The sequence below is a fragment of the Herbiconiux sp. 320_LB genome, assembly GCF_059691755.1.
Genome location: NZ_JCAWAD010000004.1, coordinates 120,651 through 138,808 on the forward strand (window position 1 = coordinate 120,651; position 18,158 = coordinate 138,808).

Below are 18,158 nucleotides of genomic sequence, written 5' to 3' on the forward strand. Positions count from 1 at the left end.
CCGGTGCACGCGTGCGCGTTCTGCCGAATCATCCGGGGTGAGGAGGCTGAGGCAGTCATCGTCTGGGAGGACGAGCGCACCGTCGCGTTCGCTCCGTTGAAACCTGCGACTCGAGGGCACACCCTGGTCGTGCCAAAGGCGCACGCTGCTCGGCTGTGGGAGCTGTCGGAGGATGATGCGGCCGCGGTAATGAGCACGACACTCGCGCTGAGCAAGTCGCTGCGTGAGGCGTTGCAGCCGGACGGGTTGAACATCATCCAGTCCAACGGGGCGGCAGCCACGCAGACTGTGGATCACGTCCACGTGCACGTGGTGCCACGGTGGAGGCGGGATCGGATGATCCTGCGATGGCCGCGAACGAGCGCGCAGACGCATGACCAGCAGCGAGTGATCGCGGCGCGGGTGCGCGAAAAGATGGAGCTGGCTACGGCGGCGGACTTGCCGGTGGGAACTCCGGAGGACCGTCGGCAGCATCTGAGCTTTATCCAGAGCGTCATCTCGCGAATGGCTTCGGCGTCTGCCTCGGCGAAGACCTGGCTACTGCCGATCGTCACCGCGGCGTACGGGTACGCGTTCGTCCAACACAACTGGGTCGTGGCCGTGCTTGGTATGGCTGCGGTGGCGGTGTTTGCTCTGCTGGACGCGAACTACCTCAAACAGGAACGATCCTTCCGTAAGCTTTACGACCACGTCGCACGGGGCGGTGCAGTTCCGCCGTTTTCCATGAATCCCACGGTCGCCGGCCCTTCGGAACGTGCCACCGTGAACTATTGGCCCGATCTTCAGGACTGGCGGTCTTGGGCGATCGCTCCGTTCTACCTCCCTCTACTCGGAGTTGGCGGCGCCCTCGTCACCTACATCGCCCTCACCTGTTAGTTGGTAATTTCCCGCCGATCGCGGTTCCGAGGGCGTTCTTCCCAAACACTTGGGGCCTTACCCGGCATCTCCAGAAACGAGCACTTGTCGGCAGGTCGACGTCACCCTTGATTTTCCGCGGGTCGCAATCTATTCAAAACTCGTTGCCAAACATGATCTTTTAGGCCCGCAAGCAGCGGCATACCGCGAAAGGGCCCGATGAAGAGATCCGCCGACTCCCCACTGGGATATGCAACCGCCAGTCTCCGGGGAGGGCATTAGGCAGGGTCGTCGAGTGATTCCCACGCAGCCGGGTCGCATCCGGTTCGTCGCGCTCAAGTGGGGGTCATACTGTCGGAGTCGGTGCCTAATCTCGTGCAGTGGTTCAATCTCTACCTCTACGCCACCTTCGCTCCGTACTTCCGGACCGAGTTCTTCGATCCCGACTCGCCCGATTCGCTGATCTGCGTCTACGGGCTCTTGGCCGTGACGTTCGTGGCTCGCCCGCTCGGCTCCTGGCTCTTCGGTCGACTCGCCGGCACGCGCGGCAGGAAACGGGCACTCGTGGCGGCGGTCACGATCATGTCGGCCGGATCCGTCGCTCTCGCGCTTGCGCCGACCGAGCGCGCGGTGGGGCGTGGGCGACCGTGATCCTCGTGGTCGTGAGCCTGCTGCAGGGCATCGCCACCGGGGGTGAGTACGCGGCCGCCACGGTGTTGATGTCCGAGTCGGGCACGCGGGGCCACCGCGGATTCTCCGCCTTGTTCCAGGCCGCCACGATCGTCGTTGGTCTCGTGCTCGCTCAGGCCTGCCGCCAGGTGTTACAGAGGCCGCTCAATGGAGCGCTGAGCGGCCAGATCGCATCTGACGTTCCGCTTGCCCGCCGGTCTCGTGATAGCTAGAATTCTGTACATGGCCACCTACTCCGTCGCTGACGCCCGCGCGAACTTCTCGAAGCTCGTCGAGTCGGCGGCCTCCACTCACGAACGCGTCGAGGTCACCCGCAACGGCAGCCGCGCAGCGGTCATCCTGAGCGCCGACGACTACGACACGCTCCTCGAGACGGTCGACGTGCTGAGTGACTCGACGACGATGGATGCCATCCGCGCCGGTCTCGACGACATCGGTCGAGACGACGTCGTGGATGCGGGCGACATGCGAGCGGCCATGCGCGACGCCGGCCGGCTCCGAGGGTGACTCGGCCGACCAATCCCTACGACGTCAGGTTCACCCGCTCCGCGAAACGAGCTCTCGCCCACGACCTGCCGGAGAAGATCGCTACCGCCGCGTACGAATTCATCATGGGTGCGCTGCGGGAGAACCCCAGGCGGGTCGGCAAGCAACTCCTCGAACCGCTGCACCCGCTCTACTCTGCCCGCCGCGGTGAGTACCGCGTGATCTACCGCATCATCGACCACCAGCTCGTCATCGAGGTCGTCTCCGTCGTGCATCGTCGCGACGCCTACCGCGACTGACGGGGACGCCTCGTCGAGCTATTCTCGGTAGGCGAGCTGCTCGTCCCAGCCGGGCACTCGCACGGTGGGGATGCCGAGAGAGCGCCAGAGGGCGATGACCGTGGGGTTGTCGTCGATCGCCAGGACGGGGTCGACGTCGTAGAGGCGGCGCATCCGGATGAGGAGGTCGCGCTTCACGTCGTCGTCGCGGCGGTTGTCGTGGTCGGCGCGCATGCCCAGTGCGTGGAAGGGGATCTCCCACTTCGCGAGCCAGCCGCGGGTCACGTGCCGCCACTGCTCGCGGCGCGAGGTGAGGACGATGATCGTGAGGCCGGCCGCATCGAGCGTTCGAGTGACTGCAGCGACCTCGGCGATCGGCGGTACGAAGGCAGATGCCCCGTGAAACTTGGCGAACAGCTTCTTGTTGGGGTCGTCGAGGACGTAGTGGCGGATGCTGGACACATCGGCGAGGGTGCCGTCGACATCCACGATGACGGCGGGGTTCATCAGGCGCCCCAGGAGTCGAGGTAGATGCGGCGGAGGGTGTCGTTAATAAGTCTCCGGTTAGGCTGATCGTCGACCTCGGAGCGCTCGATGGCGACCGCGAGGTCGTCGTCGAGTTCGGAGGCGAGGGTGAGAACGGAGTCTTTCGTGACGGATCCGGTGCGAATGGAGCGCAGGATCTCCAGGTGGCCAGGCGCCATAGGGAAGCGCAGTGCGCCGCTGGTCATGAGCTCGATGCCCTGCATCGCGGTGCGCACCATGTGGTACGCGAACTTGGTGTCGTAGCCGTGCCTGTGAACCAGTTCGGGCCTGTTGGTGCGCTTGTTGCGCATCCCGAGCAGCGCCTGCCGCTGACCCAGGGAGTAGCCCTGGAATCGGCGACCGGCCTCTTTCGAGATGAACGCGTCTCGGATGCTTCGCAGCGCATCCCAGTGCGCGGAGCCCTCGATGGGGTCGAGGTACAGCAGCGAGAGCACGGTGGGGTTGCCGATGGCGGCGAGCTTGGCCCACTTGCGCAGCGGGTATCGCGTCGTGTCGGTGTCTTCGCGGGTCGACCGTTCGCCGGTCGGCGCGGTGGAGGACGCGTCGGTGTCGATGGTCTCGATGCCGAGCACGTACTCGGGGTCTTCGACGAAGACGCTCATGAGGTCGTGGTCGGAGTCTTCGGTGGCGACGCCGATGGCGCGCGAGCCGTATTCCGCGGTGACGATGGTCTGCATGGCTCCACCTCCGTGATTGCGATCGAGCAGCAGACCAGCATAGGGGGAACGGGTCGTGGAGGTGCGAAAAAGGTGGTGAGCCGCGCCTCAGCCGTCGAGGTCACCCGCTATGCGGCGGAGGGCCGCGACGTGGCGGTCGAAGGCCAGACGGCCCTGGCTCGTGAGCGACACCGTGGTGGTGCGGCGTTGATCGCCGCGGTTCGCCGAAGCCGCCTTCGAGACGCGGACGTAGCCGATCTCGGTGAGGCTGCGCAGCGTCTTGGAGAGGTTCGCCTCCGTGAGCCCGAGGGTCGCGCGGAGTGTCGAGAACTCGGCCGCGTCGACCGGGCGGAGCAGTCCGCAGATGCGCAGCCGGGTGGGGGCATGGATCTGCTCGTCGAAGCCGTCGTCAGCGTCCACGCCGCAGCTCGCGATCGTAGGCGCGGTCGTAGAGGATGCCCCCGCCCCACATCACGGCGAATGCCGCCGTCGCGCTGGCCGCGACCCACACCGCGTGACCGGTGGCGGCGAGGGAGAACGAGACACCCAGGAGCAGCACGATCACGATGCCCATCACGATGGCGGTGGCGAGGCTTCGCGGGCCCGCCGTGCGGGTGATGGTCAGTCCGGTGATGCGCTGGTAGGCCAGCGAGAGGAGCGCGATGCCGAGGCTGCCGAATGCGACCATCACCGGCTGTGCCGGCAATCCCGGGCCCGGCGACCCGATGATGAGCGCCGTGGCCAACCCGAGTGAGGGGTAGTACCAGGCGGGGGTGCGGATGCGGTCGGCCAGCACCTGCCGGTCGGCGTCCAGGGCCGACAGGGCGTCGCGGGCGGCCGCGTCGGAGGGCCGGGCTGTAGGGCTGTCGTCGAAGTCGCTTGCCATGTGGTCAAGTCTTTCACTTGCCGGGGAGTTAAGCAACGCGCCCGGATGCGTGGCGGCTGCCCTTTTCGGCGGGGCCGTTCGCCGGAGTGGGACTGTTCTGCCGATCTGAAATGGGTCCGACTCCGGTAGGATTGCGGTATGACCAGCAAGCTGAGTGTGAGTCTCTCGGACAGCGACCTCGAGTACATCGACGAGCTCGCGCGCGGCCGATCGGGCAACCGGTCGGCCGCCATCCATGACCTCATTCGTATTGCGCGAGAGCGTGCGGCGGTCAGCGACTACGCCCTCGCCAACGACGAGTGGATCGACTCGGGCGCTGCCGGCGCCTGGCGCACGGTCGAGGGCGACGGTCTCCGAGCGTGAGGCGAGGGGACGTGGTGGCCGTTCGGCTCGACCCGGCTGAAGCAGGTGAGGCGTCGAAGACCAGGCCGTGCCTCGTCGTGAGCAACGACGGCGCCAACGAGGCGGCGACCATGATGGGGCGCGGCACGATCACCGTCGTGCCGGTCACCACGAACGTCTCCAATGCGCGAGGCGAGTTCCAGGTGCTCGTGTCTGACCGCGAGGCGCTCGAGTCGATGGGGCTGACGAGCACCTCGAAGGTGCAGGCGGAGCAGGTGCGCACCGTGTCGGTCGAGCAACTGGCGGGTACCCGGGGCGCGGCGCCGGGATGGGTGATGGGCCAGGTCGACCACGCCCTGCGCTTCCACCTCTCGCTCTAGCGAACGCGGAGGCCGTCTAGGAGGAGGCGGACCATGGGGTTCGGGGTGCCGTCGGGGGAGGGGGCCCGGTGGCTGAGGTCGCCGACTGCCTGGAGCAGGTCGAGGGGATCGACCCCGGGGCGCACGTCGCCCGAGGCCTCGGCCGCTTCGAGCAGCGACGCGAGGGCCGGGCCCAGCTTGCCGGTGAGCAGCGCGGGCAGCGCGTCGTAGGCCGGGTCACCCGAGCGGAGCGCCGCCGACAGGCCCTGCTTGGTGGCGACGAAGCGGGTGAAGCGGGTGATCCACAGATCGAGGGCCTCGCCGGGCGGATGCGTGGCCAGCAGGTCGTCGGCAGCCGCGGCGGTCGCGTCGATCTCGGTGGTGAAGACGGCGACGACCAGCTCGGCCCGGTTCGGGAAGTGTCGGTAGAGGGTGCCGACGCCGACGCCCGCCTCGGTGGCGATCTCGCGAGCCGGTGCATCCACCCCGGAGCGGGCGAAGACCGTGCGGGCCGCGACCAGGAGGGTGTCGAGGTTCTGGCGGGCGTCCGCGCGCACCTTACGTGGCGTCTCGGCAGCGGTCATGGATGCGCCCCTTGCGTAAGCGGAACAATGTTCCGTATAGTGATCGTCAGAAGGCGGAACGTTGTTCCGTATCTGACTCTACAGGAGGACCCCATGCAATACCGAACCCTCGGCCGCACCGGAATCCAGGTGACGCCCTACGCGCTCGGCGCGATGATGCTCGGCACATTCGGCAACCCCGACCGTCAGGAAGGCGTGCGCATCATCCATCGCGCGCTGGAGGCCGGCATCAACTTCATCGACACCGCCGATCGCTACGGCGACTCCGAGGAGGTCGTCGGCGAGGCGCTCGCCGGAAGGCGCGACGAGGTCGTGCTGGCCACCAAGTTCTGGGGTCCGGTCGACGACGACGTGAACCACCGGGGTGCCTCGCGTCGGTGGATCCGCCAGGCCGTCGAGCGGTCGCTCCGCAACCTGCGCACCGACCGGATCGACCTCTACCAGCTGCACCGGCCCGACCCGGAGACCGACATCGACGAGACGCTCTCGGCACTCACCGACCTCGTGCGCGAGGGCAAGGTGCTCGCGATCGGGACGTCGTCGATGCGCGGTTCCGAGATCGTCGAGGCCCAGTGGATGGCCGAGCGGCGCGGGTTCGAGCGGTTCCGCACCGAGCAGCCGAACTACTCCATCCTCGACCGCGAGATCGAGCGCGAGATCCTGCCGGTCGCCCAGCGGTACGGCATGGGCACGCTCGTCTACAGCCCGCTGGCCGGCGGCGCGCTGACGGGCAAGTACCGTGCGGGGCAGGCGAACGACAACTTCCGGGCGGGTACCGGGATGCGGCACTTCCGCGACGAGCGTCGGCTCGCCGTGATCGAGCAGCTCGTCTCGCTGGCGGAGGAAGTCGGGATGCCGCTGACGCACCTGGCGATGGCGTTCACGATCGCGCATCCGGGCGTCACCTCGGCGATCGCGGGGCCGCGCACCATGGAGCAGCTCGAGGACACCCTCGCGGGCGCCGAGGTCTCGCTGTCGGACGAGATCCTCGACCGCATCGACGCGATCGTCGCGCCGGGCGAGAGCATCGGGGCGATGGACATGGTGTACCGGGGCCCCGAGGTGCTGGATGCGGGGCTGCGGCGGCGGCCCGTGGCGGATCGTTCGGCTGGGTAGCGTCGATCGGGCTTGCCCCGAAGGTCGTGCTTCACCGTAGGGCGATTTCGTATTACGATACTTCCATGAATGAGCGCGAGACGATCAACGGTGTTCCCGTCACCGAGGAGCAGATCGAGGCGTGGGCGGGGGAAGCCGAGGCGGGGTACGACGTACCGGCGCTCAAGAAGCGCGGGCGTGGTCGGCCTGGTCGCGGCGCCGAGCCGACGCAGGTCGTTGCGATCCGCCTGACCGCCGAGGAGCTCGCTGCCATCGATGAACGCGCGGCCCGCGAGCAGAAGTCGCGGTCAGAGGTCGTTCGCGAGGCTCTGGCCGCGTCGGCTGCATGAAGGTTCACCCCTCGGCGTTGAAGCACGGGGTCGAACCCGACGATTCGATACAGGCTGCCACCTGGCCGCTGTGGGTCGAGGATCTGGATGAAGACAGCCCGGCTCGTCAACTCAGGCTCGGCTTCGACTCGGGTGGTCGTCTCCTCGAACTGGTGGTGCTGCGGTTCGATAGTGGGAACGAGTTGATCATCCATTCGATGAAGGCTCGGCCTCAGACGCTCGACCTGCTGCCTTAGCCTTCGCTGCGCAAGGTTGGCGGTCTAGCCGCGTCGCCCGGTGCGGGTGCGGGCGCGTCGGCGGATGCGGGCGGGTCGGCTGGTGGGGGAGCATCCGCGCCCCAGCGGCCGAGGGCGACGATGGCGTCGCGCAGGGATTGACCGCGGGCGGTCAGCGCGTAGGCGCGGGTGTTGTGCTTGAGCGGGAGGCGCACGAGGATGCCCGTCTCCTCGAGTTCGCGCAGGCGGGTGGCCAGGATGTTGGTTCCGAGCGCGAGGTCGCGCTGCAGGTCGCCGTAGCGTTGCGGGCCGTCGAGCAGGCGCTCGACGATCAGCAGCGCCCAGCGCGCCCCGACCAGGTCGAGCGCGGCCGCGAGGTCGCGGGATGCAGGGTGACCCGGCGCATCCGGATCGGACTGAGCGCGATCGAACGGTGCGTGGTCGGGCGGCGCGGGGGCGAGCAGCGTCCGATCGGATGGTGCGGGACCGGGCGACTCGATCGGATCGCGACCCTGCGGTTCGACCGGATCGCGACCGGGCGGATCGAGGGGGCCGCGACCGGGCGACGACGGGGCGCTCACGCGGCGGGCTCGGCCTCCGGCTTCATCCAGAACGGGGAGTAGTGGTAGCCGTCGGGGTCGTCGAACTGGCGCTGGTACATGAAGGGGTAGTCGTCGGTGTCGCCGACGCGACCCCCGGCGGCGCCGGCCCGCTCGATCAGCTCGTCGACCGCCTCGCGGCTGTCGAGGTCGAACGAGACCGTCACCTTCGACGGGGTGTCGGGGCCGCCGATGAGTTCTTCGACGCCGCCCACGCTCGCGTACATCTCGCGGCTGCTGAGCATGAGGTACTGCTCGGGAGCGATCGCGAAGCACGAGACGTTGTGGTCGGACATCTCGGGGTTGAGGGTCCACCCGAGGGCGGTGTAGAAGGCGGTGGTGCGCTCGACGTCGGCGACGGGGCAGGAGATGAAAAGGCTCATGCGGGTGATACTTCCAAAAGTGAAGTGCGGCGTCAAGGGGTGAGATGAAAGCAGTCTCTTCGGCTGCCTCGGGGCGTCCAACCGCGCTAACCGCTTGCAAGTATGGCTTAGAAAACATATTTGTAGGAGGTGATCCCCGTCGTCGACGCATCGACCCTCATCCGCGCCGCCCGCCGAAGCCGACGGCTCACCCAGGAACAACTCGCTGAGCGCGCCCAGATCGACCAGGGGAGCGTCTCGCGGTCTGAACACGGCCGTGATGCGGGCTTCAGCACCGTGGATCGCCTGCTCGCCGGGGCCGGCCATCGGCTCTACTCGGCGCCCACCCGTCGCGACGACGCCGCGACGGCGGCCGCGGAGATCCGCAAGCGCCTCCGCGGAAGCGATCGGGATCGGGCCCTGCGGGCGCTGCTCCAGTTGAACGACGACCTGCTCGCCGAGCACGGACTCGTCCGAGGAGTGCTCGGACTTGCTGAGCCCGAGTCGACCGGCGATCGCGTCTGGGATGCGGCGATCGCGGGGCTCGTGGCGTGGCGGCTGGGGGACGAGGGTATCCCGGTGCCCGCGTGGGTCGATCAGCGGGATAGATTCCTGGCCGAGCCGCGAGTACTGGAAATCGATCCGGCCGACCCCGTGCCGCCTCGGGCCGAGGTGCCCGACGAGTTCGCCCGACGAGGCGTCCTTGCTTGGCGCGGCACCTTCGCGAGCGTCTGACCGTGCCCACCGCTCTCGGTCGCGACGACATCATCACGGGCCTCCGCGAGCTCATCGCCGAGCTCCGCGCCACCGACCAGGTCGCGGGGATCTGACTCGTGGGCGGGGCGGCGCTGGCCCTCCGCTACTTCGATCGCGGGACGACGCAAGATCTCGACTCGCTCCACATCCGCTCCGCAGCGATGCCGACGTGGCGGCGGCCGCGGCCCGAGTCGCTCGGCGCCGGGACTGGAACCCGGCGTGGCTGAACTTCGACGTCGCCAACGCCGACGCGCTCCCGACTCTTGGCCGCGAACTCTAATGGGAGACGATCCGCGACCGGGATGGCATCCTCATCCAGGTGGCGTCGAAGGATGCTCTGCTCGCCATGAAGCTCCGGGCCAACAGGCCGGGACGTGACACGCGGGACATCCGCCTGCTTCTCGGCCTGTGCGGCGTCGATGCCCGTTCGTGGTCGGCGCGCTCGACCGCCCCACGTTCTAGGGCGCCACCGCGCATCCTGAGCGAGGGCTCGAAGCGAGCAGGATGCGCGAGCGGGGTCAGTCGCCGGTGGTGCCGTCGGCGAGCTCGCGGAGGAGGTCGAGGTGGCCGTTGTGGCGGGCGTTCTCCTCGATCAGGTGGAGGATGACCCAGCGCAGGGTCGGATGCTCACCGGACCGCAGCGGGACCTCCGAGCAGTCGTCGAGCTGGAGGCCCGCCACGAGCGCGTCGGTGGCGGCCGCCTGCGCGCGGTAGCCGTCGATCACGGTCTGCAGCGGCAGCACCGAACCGTCGATGAACTCCTGGTCGGGCGACTCGTCGGTCCACGGCCCGAGGTCGGGGCCGCCGACGAAGCGGTTCTCGATCCAGGAGTGCTCGACCCAGCGCATGTGGTTGAGCACGGCGCCGACGCTCATCAGCGGCGAGGTGGCGATCGGGGTGGCGGCGGCCTGCGCATCCGTGAGACCCGTCGCCTTCTCGACAGCGGTGTCGCGCGTGTACTGGAGCATCGTCAGCAGGGTCGTTCGTTCGTCCCAGTCCTTGGGGAGATCCGTGCGTGCCATGGGTCGAGTCTGCCCGAGCCGGCCCGGGAGCGCACCCCGTCAACCCCGTGACAGGATGCGCTCAGCCGCTCAGCCGCTCAGCCGCTCAGCCGCAACGCGGCTCAGCTCACCGGGCCGTGCTCACCGGGCCGCGCTCACCGCGCCGTGCGGCGGCGGCGGATGAGCACGAGGGCTCCCGCCGCGAGCAGGCCGGCCGCGGAGAGAACGCCCGAGAGGGAGCCGGAAGTATCCGCCCCGGTGGCCGCCAGCGTCGACCGGTGGCCGGCGCCACCAGCACCAGCACCAGCCGCAGCAGCTGCCGCGGCCGCAGCCGCGGGATCCGTCGAGCCACCCACCGCCGACGGCGTCCCCTCCGCCTCCGCTCCGCCGACCGTGGCGGCCTTGGGCAGCGTCACCGTGATCGCCGAGATCACCTCGTCGGAGTCCAGTCGCTGAGCGTTGCCGAGCTCCTGCACCGAGACGCCGAGGAAGAGGGGAGTCGCACCGAGAGTCGCCTGGTCGACGGTGAAGGTGCTGTCGGTCGCGCTCGGGATCGGCGTGAACGCACCCTGACCACCGGCCTTGAGGTACCACTGGTAGACGTAGTGCGGGTCGCTGCTGCCCTGTCCGGTGGGGATGTTCCAGCGCCCCGTGCAGGCGGTCACCACAGTGCCGACCGCGGCCGTCTGGCCCGCGGAGATCGCCGTGCCGCACTTCGTGGGATCCAGCGTCGGGGCCGGCTTGTCGGTCGCTCCGGTGCCGATCGTCGACGAGGGGCCCGCCGTGCAGTCCTTCTCGAAGTGCGAGGTGACCGCCGCGTAGGTGGCGTACGGGCTTCCGTTCACCGACACCGGGTGCGAGCTCGAGGCCGGGATGGTCCAGGTGAGGCCGCCGGCCGGGGTGGCCGGGATGGTCTGGCCCAGACGCCAGGTGCCCGCCAGGGTGTAGGTCTGCTGGATCCAGGTGCCCATGATCCAGCGCGTGGGCTGCACCGTGCTCGACTTCGAATCGGAGACCGACTGCGTCGAGCTGTTCGTGGTGACCGTCTGGTTGTTGTACGTGAAGCTCCCCGCGAGCTTGACGCCCCAGATGTCTTTGACCCCGAAGGACGCCTCGCCTCCGACGGTCACGGCGTAGGTGTTGGCCACGGAGACCGTGTTGGTGAGGGACTGGTTGGTCGACACCGTCAGCGTCATCGGGTTCTCGGTGACGTTCTGCAGCTTCGCGCTTCCGGAGGTCGGCACGCCGCATCCCATGGCCTGCTTCGAGAGCGTGCCGAGCGTGCTGATGTTCGGGTCGTCGGAGCGGAACCACTGGCCGGCGTAGGCGCCGGTCGAGGGCGACACGCTGCAGTCGGTGGCCGTGGTGGCGCACTTCGACGTGGCGTAGGTGATCGCGAGGTTGAGAGCGTTCTGCCACTCCAGCGCGAAGCCCCGCGGGTCCGGAGTGTCGTTCTTCACGCGGAACTTCTGGTTGTCCTTGCTCGTGTCGCACGGCGCCGTGACGAGCGCGCCGATGAACAGGGTGGTATCGCGCTCGAGGCAGGTGCGGAACACGTGGTCGCCCATGCTCTGCGACGGCGCCAGCAGATAGAAGTAGTGCTCGTCGGCGCTGGTGTTCGCATTCGCGTTCGGGGTCGTGCTGGCGGGCACGAGCGCCCAGTCCTGGTACTGGCTCCCGGCGCCGTCGCAGGCCCGGGTCGAGACGAAGTGATCGATGGCCATGCCGTCCTCGGCGGGCGGGGTGAGACAGCCGCCGCCCTGGGTGTCCTGGATCCGGAAGGTGCCGATCGTCGTCGGCGCGAAGGTCACGGGGCCGAACGCGGCCGTGGTGCTCGCGTCGGCCTTCGACTCGAGCGAGATCCCGGTTCCGACGGCCCCGACGGCGGAGGGATCGGCGTCGGTGGCCGCGACGGCGACGGTGCCGTCGTCGGTCACCCCGCCGTCCGCCGCCTGGGCGACGGCGGGGGAGAACAGGAGTGCGGAGATCGTGAGCGCGGGCACGAGGGCGGCGGCGGCGGCGATCCGGAGACGGGCAGGGAGGGGCCGGGAGGGCGGAGTCGGGGACATGGGCTCAGCGTGACAGCCGCCCGCACCCGGGTCTCGCCCCCGTTGAGGGCAATTGTCCCGACTATCCCCTGGCGTGATCGAGCGCGTCGGGGGCGGGAGCCGTGCCCGGGGCCTGCTCGGCGAGCAGGATCAGCCCGCTGCGGATGGCCTCGTCGCGCAGCCCGAGCTGCGTGCCGACGTCGATCCCCATCACCCGGTACTTCGAGCGGATGCGTCGCAGGTGCGACTTCGCCGTCTCGTGCGAGATGTGGAGGATGGTCGCGATGCGCTTGATCGGCTCCCCGGCGGCGAAGAGCGCGAGCACCCGCCGCTCCTGCGGCGAGAGCGCCGGGGTCGTCGGATCGGTCTCGGCGGCCGCGCGCAGCCCCTCCGACACGAAGCGCTCGCCCGCCATCGCCGCCCGGATCGCCTCGACGATCGTGGTCGCCCGTTCGCTCTTGACGATGTACCCCATCGCGCCCGAGGCCATCGCCTGCGCGACGACGGCCGGCTCCGAGTAGGAGCTCATCACGACCGTCCGCACCCCCACCGTGTCCAGCGCCCGGAGCTTCACCGAGATCGGCAGGTCATCACGCAGGTCGAGGTCCAGCAGCACCACGTCCACCGGGAAACCGGGATGCGCGAGCAGGTCGGGCCAGGTCGAGACGCTCGCGACGAGGTCGATGTCGTCGGCCGCGCTCCGGATCCAGGTGCTGAGAGCCGTCAGCAGCATCCGATGGTCGTCGACGATGGCGAGACGGGTGGATGCGGTGGCCATGGTCGCCACTCTGACACGTCCGCGGGCGACGCGGATTCCCCCGATCGGGTGAACACCCGGTGCCGCGATGCGGGCACCGGGATATCTTTCTCTGATGGCTTCCCGTTCCGGCACCGGCGGGACGGGCCGGGTGCCGACCGGAGAGCGCTTCCCGCTCGGAGTCGTCGCCGCACGACCGTTGGGGATCGTGTTCACGGTCTCCGCGCTGCTGAATCTCCTGGTGCCCGAGCCGACGCGTCTGATGACCGCGCTGCCGACCGTGATCGCGCTGCTGGCGATGCTGGGCGGCTTCGCCCTGGTGGGCACGCGCGGCACCCTGCTCGGGATCGGCGTGGCCTACTGCGGAGGGCTCGCAGCGATGGGCGCGCTGCTGCTGACCGGTCACGGCGACGACCTGCCGTCGGCGCTCGCGACGGTGACGACCGTCTCCTCGCTCGCGATCACCTCGCTCATCCCCGCGGTCGTCGCGCTGCGCGGGCCGCGGCTCTCGCGGTGGCCCGGCCTGACCGCCCTCGGTGTCGGCGCAGGCATCCCCGTGGCGGTTCTCGCGGCGCTCGCCACGGCGGCGACCGGGCGTGCCGTCTTCGTCGTGCTGGCGATCATCGCCGGCTGGGCGGCGCTCACGTTGGCGGGCCTCTGGCTCCTGCGGAGTGCACGCAAGACCGACGACGGGCTGTCCCGGCTGAGGCAGGGCTACGCCGCCGAGCGGGCCGCGACGGAGGCGGAGGCCAACCTGCGCTACGGCGCCCGGGTGATGCACGACACCGTGCTGTCGACCCTCGGGGTGATCGCGCACGAGGGCTCCGGCGTCGCGCCCGAACTCCTCCGGTCGCAGGCCGCGGCCGACCGCGGGCTGCTCGAACGCCTGCGCACCCGGGGTGTCGTGGCCGAGCGCGCCCCCGGCCCGACGGATGCGCATCCGTCCGCGGACGGCCGGGCGGATGCGGGCGGCCACCCGGGCGGCCACTTGGGCGGCGACCCTGACGGCGACGGCGACGCACCGCGTGCGCCCGGGCATGCCTTCCGCAGCGCGATCGACGCCTGGGCCGGTTTCCGCGGCATCACGATCACCTGGTACGGCGACGACCGCATCCGGAGCACGGCGCCCGCCGCCGAGGCGCTGCGAGGTGCGGTGAGCGAGTGCCTCGAGAACGTGCGGCGGCACTCCGGTCGCACCGACGCCGAGGTCACGGTGAGCCACCAGCCGGATTCGGTGCGTGCGGTGGTGACCGACACCGGCGTCGGATTCGACCGCGAGGCGGTACCGGCGGGCCGGCTGGGGCTGGCCGAGTCGGTCGAGATGCGGGTGCGCTCGGTGGGCGGCTCGGCGCGCGTCTTCTCGTCGCCCGGTCGCGGGACGACGGTGCTCCTGGAGGTACCGCGGTGACCGCACGCACGCCGCCGGCCGTCGCGGTCGGCTTCGCGCTCGGGGAGGCCGATGGGCGGGTCCGCACGCGCCTGCGGCAGGATCGGGCCCTCAGCGCTGGCTACCTCGCCGCGGGGTTCGCCGTGCTCGGCGGCTTCGTGTTCGTGCGCGGTCTCGCGTCGCTGGCCTGGTCGGGCGGGCGCCCGCTCTCGATCGCGGCCTGGGTGCTGCTCGGCATCGTCTTCGTGCTCTCGCTCGTCGTGGCGCGCTCGAGCGGGGGCGTCATCCCGGGGCGGTTCTCGGTGCTCGTCCCGGTCGCGGGGGTGATCGCGACCGTTCTCGATCTCGCCGCCTTCGCGCTCAGCGACTGGGGACCGCTCTATCCCACAGCGACGATCGGGTTCGGCGCGTGCCTCCTGGCCTGCCTTCCCGTGCAGCCGCTGCGCCGCAGCGTCGTCGGGGCGATCGTGCTGGCCGTCGGCGGGGGCGCGGTCGTGTACGCCGGCTGGCTGCTGGATCCCGCGAGCCTCTCGGCCGGTGTGACCGGTCTCCTCCTCGGCCTCACGCCCGCCGTGGCCGGGATCACCATGATCCACGTCGCCGACCGGCGTCTCGGCCGCCGGATCGACCAGGCGGTCACGGAGTCGTTCGTGACCGCGCCCGCGCTCGGACACAGCATCACCGCCGCCTCCGAACTGCGGCGACTCGACGGCGAGGCCGAGCGGTTGCTCGCGGAGGTGGCGACGGCCCCGGAGGGCAGCGTCATCGACTCCGCGACGGCCGCCCATGCGGAGCGCCTGGGCGGCGAGCTCCGCTTCGCGCTGCTCACCGACCACGAGCAGAGCTGGCTGCAGATCGCCGTCGCCGAGTCCGAGCACCTCGGCCGCACCGTGTCGATCGTCGACCCCGCGGCGCTCGCGGCCCGCCTGCGCCCGGCCTCGCGGCGCGACCTGCTCGCCGCGATCTGGTTGTGCGTGGCCGCGGCGCCGGCCGGCGGGGTCGTGCTCGACGTCGAGCTGGTGCCGGCGGGGCCGGGGGCGGCCTCGTCCCGTTCGGCGGCCGCCGCGTCCCGTTCGGCGGCCGCCGCGTCCGGTTCGAGGTCAGGCGGCGGGGCGGATGCGCCGATCGACCCGCCGATGGTCGTCGCGTTCTCGCTCTCCGGTACGCGCCGCCGCCCCGTCGACCCCGCCGCGTGGCCCGTCTTCGCGCGACTCGGCCGGTACACGGTCGAGCTCGGTCGCGACCGTGCGCGGGTCGTGGTGCGGATGGGCTGACGACTCGGTCCCGCTCGCGACGTCAGCCGCCGGGCCGCTCGCCGCTGCCGCGCCAGCGGTCGAGCCAGGCGTGCACGGCGGGCCAGTGCGGCGCATCCGGGTCGATCGCGGCACGGTGGGCGAGGTGCGGCAGCTCGAGCAGGATCACGGCCGAATCCGCCGCGCCCGCCGCCGCACCTGCCGCCCGGGCGGCGGCGACGTAGTCGCGGCCGTGGGCGAAGGGCACGCGCTCGTCGTCGTGACCGTGGACGACCAGCACCTCGGCGCGCGACGGCAGCTGCGCCAGCGGTGAGGCCGACGCGTAGACCTCGGGCAGCTCGTCGGGGCCGCCGCCGAAGAACTCGGCCGCCGCACCGTCGCCGCTGCCCTCGCGGTAGGCGCGCACGAGATCCGTGACCGGCGTCAGCGCCACCACCGCATCGCCCACCGCGTCGTCCTCCGCGCCGCCGAGCAGTGCCAGCTGGCCGCCGACGGAGTGCCCCACGATCGCGAGCCGCGCATCCGGGCTCGCCGCCCGCACCGCGGCCAGGGCCGACGCGAGGTCGTCGCGCATCGCCGGCCAGCCGGCCGCACCACGGCGGTACTCCACGTTCGCCACCGTCCAGCCGCGCGCCGTGAACGCGGGCACGAGCGGATGCATCAGCTCGGCCGTGAACGGCGCCCGCCAGTACCCGCCGTGGATCAGCACCACGGTGCCGCGCGACGGCGCATCCGGAGCGGACCACTCGATCCACTGGTCGGCGTGCGAGCCGTACGGACGGGTGTCCGACGCAGGCGCCTCGCCCTTCCCGCCCGCAACCGGCACAGCCTCAACCGGCGCAGCCTCGGCCTGCCCAGCGGAAGCCTGCCCAGCGGAAGCCCGGCCCGGCTCGCCCGGCGTCGTCACGCCCCCTCGACGCTGCCGGGCGCCAAGAAGTCGACGCCGTTCGCGGCCGACAGCCGCACGACCTCCTCCGGGTCGGTGACGTTGTGCAGCAGGCTGAACAGGTTGGCCAGCTTGCCGCCCGGGCTCACCCAGAACAGCGACTTCGCATCCGTCTCCTGCTTGTTGTAGTAGGCGTGCGGCAGGTTGCGAGGCATCTGCACGAGGTCGCCGGGGCCGGCCGTGGTCCACTGCCCGTCGAGATAGAGCGTGTAGACGCCCTCGAAGACGTAGATGAACTCGTCCTGCGTCGGATGCACGTGCGGCGGCACCCCGGTGCCCGCCGGGTCGTACGAGAGCCAGGAGTACGTGCTCGCGCTCTCGATCTTGGTCGTGTAGGTGTGGCCGAGCACGTTCCAGACGCGGCCGTTGAAGGCCTCGTCGGCGCGGACGATGCCCGCGGGAAGGTCGCCCAGGATGATCTCTTCAGTGTTCACCGTCGAACTCCTCGGGTATCGGGTGTGGTGGTGCCAGTGTGCCCGAGGCGGCGGGGGCTTGCCTAGCGGTGCGACGAAGCCGACACCACGGAGCCCGACCCCGAGCCCGACCCCGCACCCGTCCCCTCGCCCACGAGCCGCGGCCCCAACTCGGCCCGGGTGGGCGGGTTGGCCCCCGGCCGCGACACGGTGATGGCCGCGGCACGGACGGCGAAGTCGCCGATCCCGGCGAGCACCGTCGGGTCGAGGGCGGCCCCGGTGCGCAGCGACTCGACGGGCAGGCCCGCATCCAGCAGCGCCGCCAGCCGGTCGATCAACGCGCTCATGAACGAGTCGCCGGCGCCGATCGTGTCGGCGACCGCGACCGGCACCCCGGGCACCGACAGTCGCGCCGACGCGGTGGCCATCAGTGCGCCCTCGCCCCCGCGGGTCACCGCCACGAGGGCGGGGCCCAGGCGCAGGATGCGGTCGGCCGCCTCGTCCGGATCGGCCCCGTCGAACAGCCACGCCGCATCCTCGTCGCTGAGCTTCACCACCGCGGCCGAGCCGGCGAGCTCCTCGAAGCGCGCCAGCACCCGGTCGTGCGAGGGCACGATCGACGGGCGGACGTTCGGGTCGAGCGTGATCAGCGGCGCGGGCGACCCGGTGGCCGGGTGGGCGAGCGAGCCCAGCAGTCGGGCGACCGCCGAACCGCCGGGTTCGAGGAAGGCCGCGATCGATCCGGAGTGCACGATGCCGGCGGAGGCCAGGACGGGATCCGCCGCGGACAGCCCGGCCGGAAGCGACCAGCGCAGGTCGAAGGAGTAGTCGGCCGACCCGTCGGCCGCGAGCCGGGCGGTCGCGGTCGAGGTCGCCTCGGGGTGGCGGGATCCCGGCGCGAGCTCGACGCCGGCCGCGTGGAGATGGCAGGCGATCGCGTCGCCGCGCGCATCCGTACCGATGCGGGTGACCAGGGTCACGGGGCGGCCGAGCCGGCCGAGCCCGTAGGCGATGTTCATGGGCGAGCCGCCCGGATGTTCGACCGGCGCGGCGCCCGGGTGCCGCACGACGTCGATCAGCGACTCGCCGATCGCGACGACGGAGGTGGGGGAGTGGGACACGGGGAGGCCTTTCGGGCTGGAATTGGAGGACGGCCCCGCCCGAGCGGTGAGGCTGCGGGCAGGGCCGTCGGGATCCGGTGAATCGGGAGGGTGTCGGGCCGGGCGGCGCACCCGGGCGGCGCACCCGGGCGGCACGGCGGGGGTGCAATCGGGCGACACAGCCGCGAGGTGCA

Annotated in this window: 25 protein-coding genes and 1 pseudogene; 13 read left to right on the forward strand and 13 right to left on the reverse strand. The window is 70.7% G+C overall.

Annotation, left to right across the window (positions count from 1 at the left end):
* Positions 1–3: 3 nt before the first annotated feature.
* The 5 genes from AC59HU_RS11985 (at position 4) to AC59HU_RS12005 (ending at position 2,330) form a co-directional block, all read left to right on the forward strand.
* Positions 4–876: an HIT domain-containing protein gene (locus tag AC59HU_RS11985; RefSeq protein WP_497223659.1), complete on the forward strand. Its 873-nt coding sequence runs from the start codon at positions 4–6 to the stop codon at positions 874–876.
* A gap of 342 nt (positions 877–1,218) precedes the next feature.
* Positions 1,219–1,506, forward strand: a complete 288-nt coding sequence (locus tag AC59HU_RS11990) for a hypothetical protein (protein ID WP_497223660.1) — start codon at positions 1,219–1,221, stop codon at positions 1,504–1,506.
* An 11-nt stretch (positions 1,507–1,517) separates the two neighbouring features.
* Complete coding sequence (locus AC59HU_RS11995) at positions 1,518–1,757, forward strand: hypothetical protein (protein WP_497223661.1); 240 nt, start codon at positions 1,518–1,520, stop codon at positions 1,755–1,757.
* A 10-nt stretch (positions 1,758–1,767) separates the two neighbouring features.
* Positions 1,768–2,052 (forward strand): type II toxin-antitoxin system Phd/YefM family antitoxin, encoded by a 285-nt coding sequence (locus AC59HU_RS12000; RefSeq protein ID WP_497223662.1) that lies wholly within the window; start codon positions 1,768–1,770, stop codon positions 2,050–2,052.
* On the forward strand, positions 2,049–2,330 hold the full coding sequence (locus AC59HU_RS12005) for a type II toxin-antitoxin system RelE family toxin (protein ID WP_497223663.1): 282 nt from the start codon (positions 2,049–2,051) through the stop codon (positions 2,328–2,330). Before AC59HU_RS12000 ends, AC59HU_RS12005 begins: the two co-directional genes overlap by 4 nt.
* An 18-nt stretch (positions 2,331–2,348) precedes the next feature.
* On the opposite strand, the gene AC59HU_RS12010 is transcribed toward AC59HU_RS12005, so the two are convergent.
* The 4 genes from AC59HU_RS12010 to AC59HU_RS12025 all read right to left on the reverse strand — a co-directional run bounded on the left by AC59HU_RS12010 (position 2,349) and on the right by AC59HU_RS12025 (position 4,397).
* Positions 2,349–2,816 carry a phosphatase domain-containing protein gene (locus tag AC59HU_RS12010; protein WP_497223664.1) on the reverse strand — a complete coding sequence of 156 codons (468 nt, stop codon included), beginning with the start codon at positions 2,814–2,816 and terminating at the stop codon, positions 2,349–2,351.
* Positions 2,816–3,532, reverse strand: a complete 717-nt coding sequence (locus tag AC59HU_RS12015) for a DNA polymerase beta superfamily protein (RefSeq protein WP_497223665.1) — start codon at positions 3,530–3,532, stop codon at positions 2,816–2,818. Before AC59HU_RS12015 ends, AC59HU_RS12010 begins: the two co-directional genes overlap by 1 nt.
* Before the next feature lie 87 nt (positions 3,533–3,619).
* Positions 3,620–3,931, reverse strand: coding sequence for a transcriptional regulator (locus AC59HU_RS12020; protein ID WP_497223666.1), 312 nt, complete (start codon positions 3,929–3,931; stop codon positions 3,620–3,622).
* Entirely contained in the window at positions 3,921–4,397 is a 477-nt protein-coding gene (locus tag AC59HU_RS12025) for a hypothetical protein (protein ID WP_497223667.1), read from the reverse strand. The genes AC59HU_RS12020 and AC59HU_RS12025 overlap by 11 nt, the downstream gene beginning before the upstream one ends.
* 138 nt (positions 4,398–4,535) lie before the next feature.
* Between AC59HU_RS12025 and AC59HU_RS12030 the strand changes: the two genes are divergently transcribed.
* On the forward strand, positions 4,536–4,760 hold the full coding sequence (locus tag AC59HU_RS12030) for a DUF8778 family protein (protein WP_497223668.1): 225 nt from the start codon (positions 4,536–4,538) through the stop codon (positions 4,758–4,760).
* 11 nt (positions 4,761–4,771) lie between these two features.
* Positions 4,772–5,119: a type II toxin-antitoxin system PemK/MazF family toxin gene (locus tag AC59HU_RS12035; protein ID WP_497223669.1), complete on the forward strand. Its 348-nt coding sequence runs from the start codon at positions 4,772–4,774 to the stop codon at positions 5,117–5,119.
* Here AC59HU_RS12035 and AC59HU_RS12040 read toward each other — a convergent pair.
* Positions 5,116–5,682, reverse strand: a complete 567-nt coding sequence (locus tag AC59HU_RS12040; RefSeq protein WP_497223670.1) for a TetR/AcrR family transcriptional regulator — start codon at positions 5,680–5,682, stop codon at positions 5,116–5,118. The two genes, AC59HU_RS12035 and AC59HU_RS12040, sit on opposite strands and share 4 nt — an antisense overlap.
* Before the next feature lie 93 nt (positions 5,683–5,775).
* On the opposite strand from AC59HU_RS12040, the gene AC59HU_RS12045 reads away from it, so the two are divergent.
* The 3 genes from AC59HU_RS12045 (at position 5,776) to AC59HU_RS12055 (ending at position 7,363) form a co-directional block, all read left to right on the forward strand.
* On the forward strand, positions 5,776–6,798 hold the full coding sequence (locus tag AC59HU_RS12045; RefSeq protein WP_497223671.1) for an aldo/keto reductase: 1,023 nt from the start codon (positions 5,776–5,778) through the stop codon (positions 6,796–6,798).
* A 65-nt stretch (positions 6,799–6,863) separates the two neighbouring features.
* A complete protein-coding gene (locus tag AC59HU_RS12050) occupies positions 6,864–7,127 on the forward strand; it encodes a ribbon-helix-helix domain-containing protein (RefSeq protein WP_497223672.1) in 264 nt (87 codons plus the stop codon).
* The gene (locus AC59HU_RS12055; protein WP_497223673.1) at positions 7,124–7,363 is read left to right on the forward strand and encodes a toxin; all 240 of its coding nucleotides are present in this window, start codon (positions 7,124–7,126) and stop codon (positions 7,361–7,363) included. Before AC59HU_RS12050 ends, AC59HU_RS12055 begins: the two co-directional genes overlap by 4 nt.
* A gap of 86 nt (positions 7,364–7,449) precedes the next feature.
* Here AC59HU_RS12055 and AC59HU_RS12060 read toward each other — a convergent pair.
* Together AC59HU_RS12060 and AC59HU_RS12065 are read right to left on the reverse strand one after the other, a co-directional pair.
* Positions 7,450–7,701 (reverse strand): annotated as a pseudogene (locus AC59HU_RS12060) (winged helix-turn-helix transcriptional regulator); the annotation flags it as partial.
* Between the two features lie 218 nt (positions 7,702–7,919).
* Positions 7,920–8,324: a VOC family protein gene (locus AC59HU_RS12065; protein WP_497223674.1), complete on the reverse strand. Its 405-nt coding sequence runs from the start codon at positions 8,322–8,324 to the stop codon at positions 7,920–7,922.
* Between the two features lie 129 nt (positions 8,325–8,453).
* Here AC59HU_RS12065 and AC59HU_RS12070 point away from each other — a divergent pair, with 129 nt between their 5' ends.
* Positions 8,454–9,038, forward strand: a complete 585-nt coding sequence (locus AC59HU_RS12070; protein ID WP_497223675.1) for a helix-turn-helix domain-containing protein — start codon at positions 8,454–8,456, stop codon at positions 9,036–9,038.
* Between the two features lie 539 nt (positions 9,039–9,577).
* Here AC59HU_RS12070 and AC59HU_RS12075 read toward each other — a convergent pair.
* From AC59HU_RS12075 to AC59HU_RS12085, 3 genes are all read right to left on the reverse strand, one after another.
* Positions 9,578–10,081, reverse strand: a complete 504-nt coding sequence (locus AC59HU_RS12075; protein WP_497223676.1) for a DinB family protein — start codon at positions 10,079–10,081, stop codon at positions 9,578–9,580.
* Positions 10,082–10,215: 134 nt separating this feature from the next.
* Complete coding sequence (locus AC59HU_RS12080) at positions 10,216–12,129, reverse strand: LPXTG cell wall anchor domain-containing protein (protein ID WP_497223677.1); 1,914 nt, start codon at positions 12,127–12,129, stop codon at positions 10,216–10,218.
* 61 nt (positions 12,130–12,190) lie between these two features.
* The gene (locus AC59HU_RS12085) at positions 12,191–12,886 is read right to left on the reverse strand and encodes a response regulator (RefSeq protein ID WP_497223678.1); all 696 of its coding nucleotides are present in this window, start codon (positions 12,884–12,886) and stop codon (positions 12,191–12,193) included.
* Positions 12,887–12,980: 94 nt separating this feature from the next.
* On the opposite strand from AC59HU_RS12085, the gene AC59HU_RS12090 reads away from it, so the two are divergent.
* Entirely contained in the window at positions 12,981–14,273 is a 1,293-nt protein-coding gene (locus tag AC59HU_RS12090; RefSeq protein ID WP_497223679.1) for a sensor histidine kinase, read from the forward strand.
* On the forward strand, positions 14,270–15,526 hold the full coding sequence (locus tag AC59HU_RS12095) for a hypothetical protein (protein WP_497223680.1): 1,257 nt from the start codon (positions 14,270–14,272) through the stop codon (positions 15,524–15,526). The genes AC59HU_RS12090 and AC59HU_RS12095 overlap by 4 nt, the downstream gene beginning before the upstream one ends.
* Positions 15,527–15,548: 22 nt before the next feature.
* Here the strand turns inward: AC59HU_RS12095 and AC59HU_RS12100 are convergent, their stop codons facing one another.
* The 3 genes from AC59HU_RS12100 to AC59HU_RS12110 form a co-directional block, all read right to left on the reverse strand.
* Complete coding sequence (locus AC59HU_RS12100) at positions 15,549–16,331, reverse strand: alpha/beta hydrolase family protein (protein ID WP_497223681.1); 783 nt, start codon at positions 16,329–16,331, stop codon at positions 15,549–15,551.
* Between the two features lie 77 nt (positions 16,332–16,408).
* Complete coding sequence (locus tag AC59HU_RS12105; RefSeq protein WP_497223682.1) at positions 16,409–16,885, reverse strand: cupin domain-containing protein; 477 nt, start codon at positions 16,883–16,885, stop codon at positions 16,409–16,411.
* 62 nt (positions 16,886–16,947) lie between these two features.
* Complete coding sequence (locus AC59HU_RS12110) at positions 16,948–17,985, reverse strand: carbohydrate kinase family protein (RefSeq protein WP_497223683.1); 1,038 nt, start codon at positions 17,983–17,985, stop codon at positions 16,948–16,950.
* Positions 17,986–18,158: the final 173 nt, after the last annotated feature.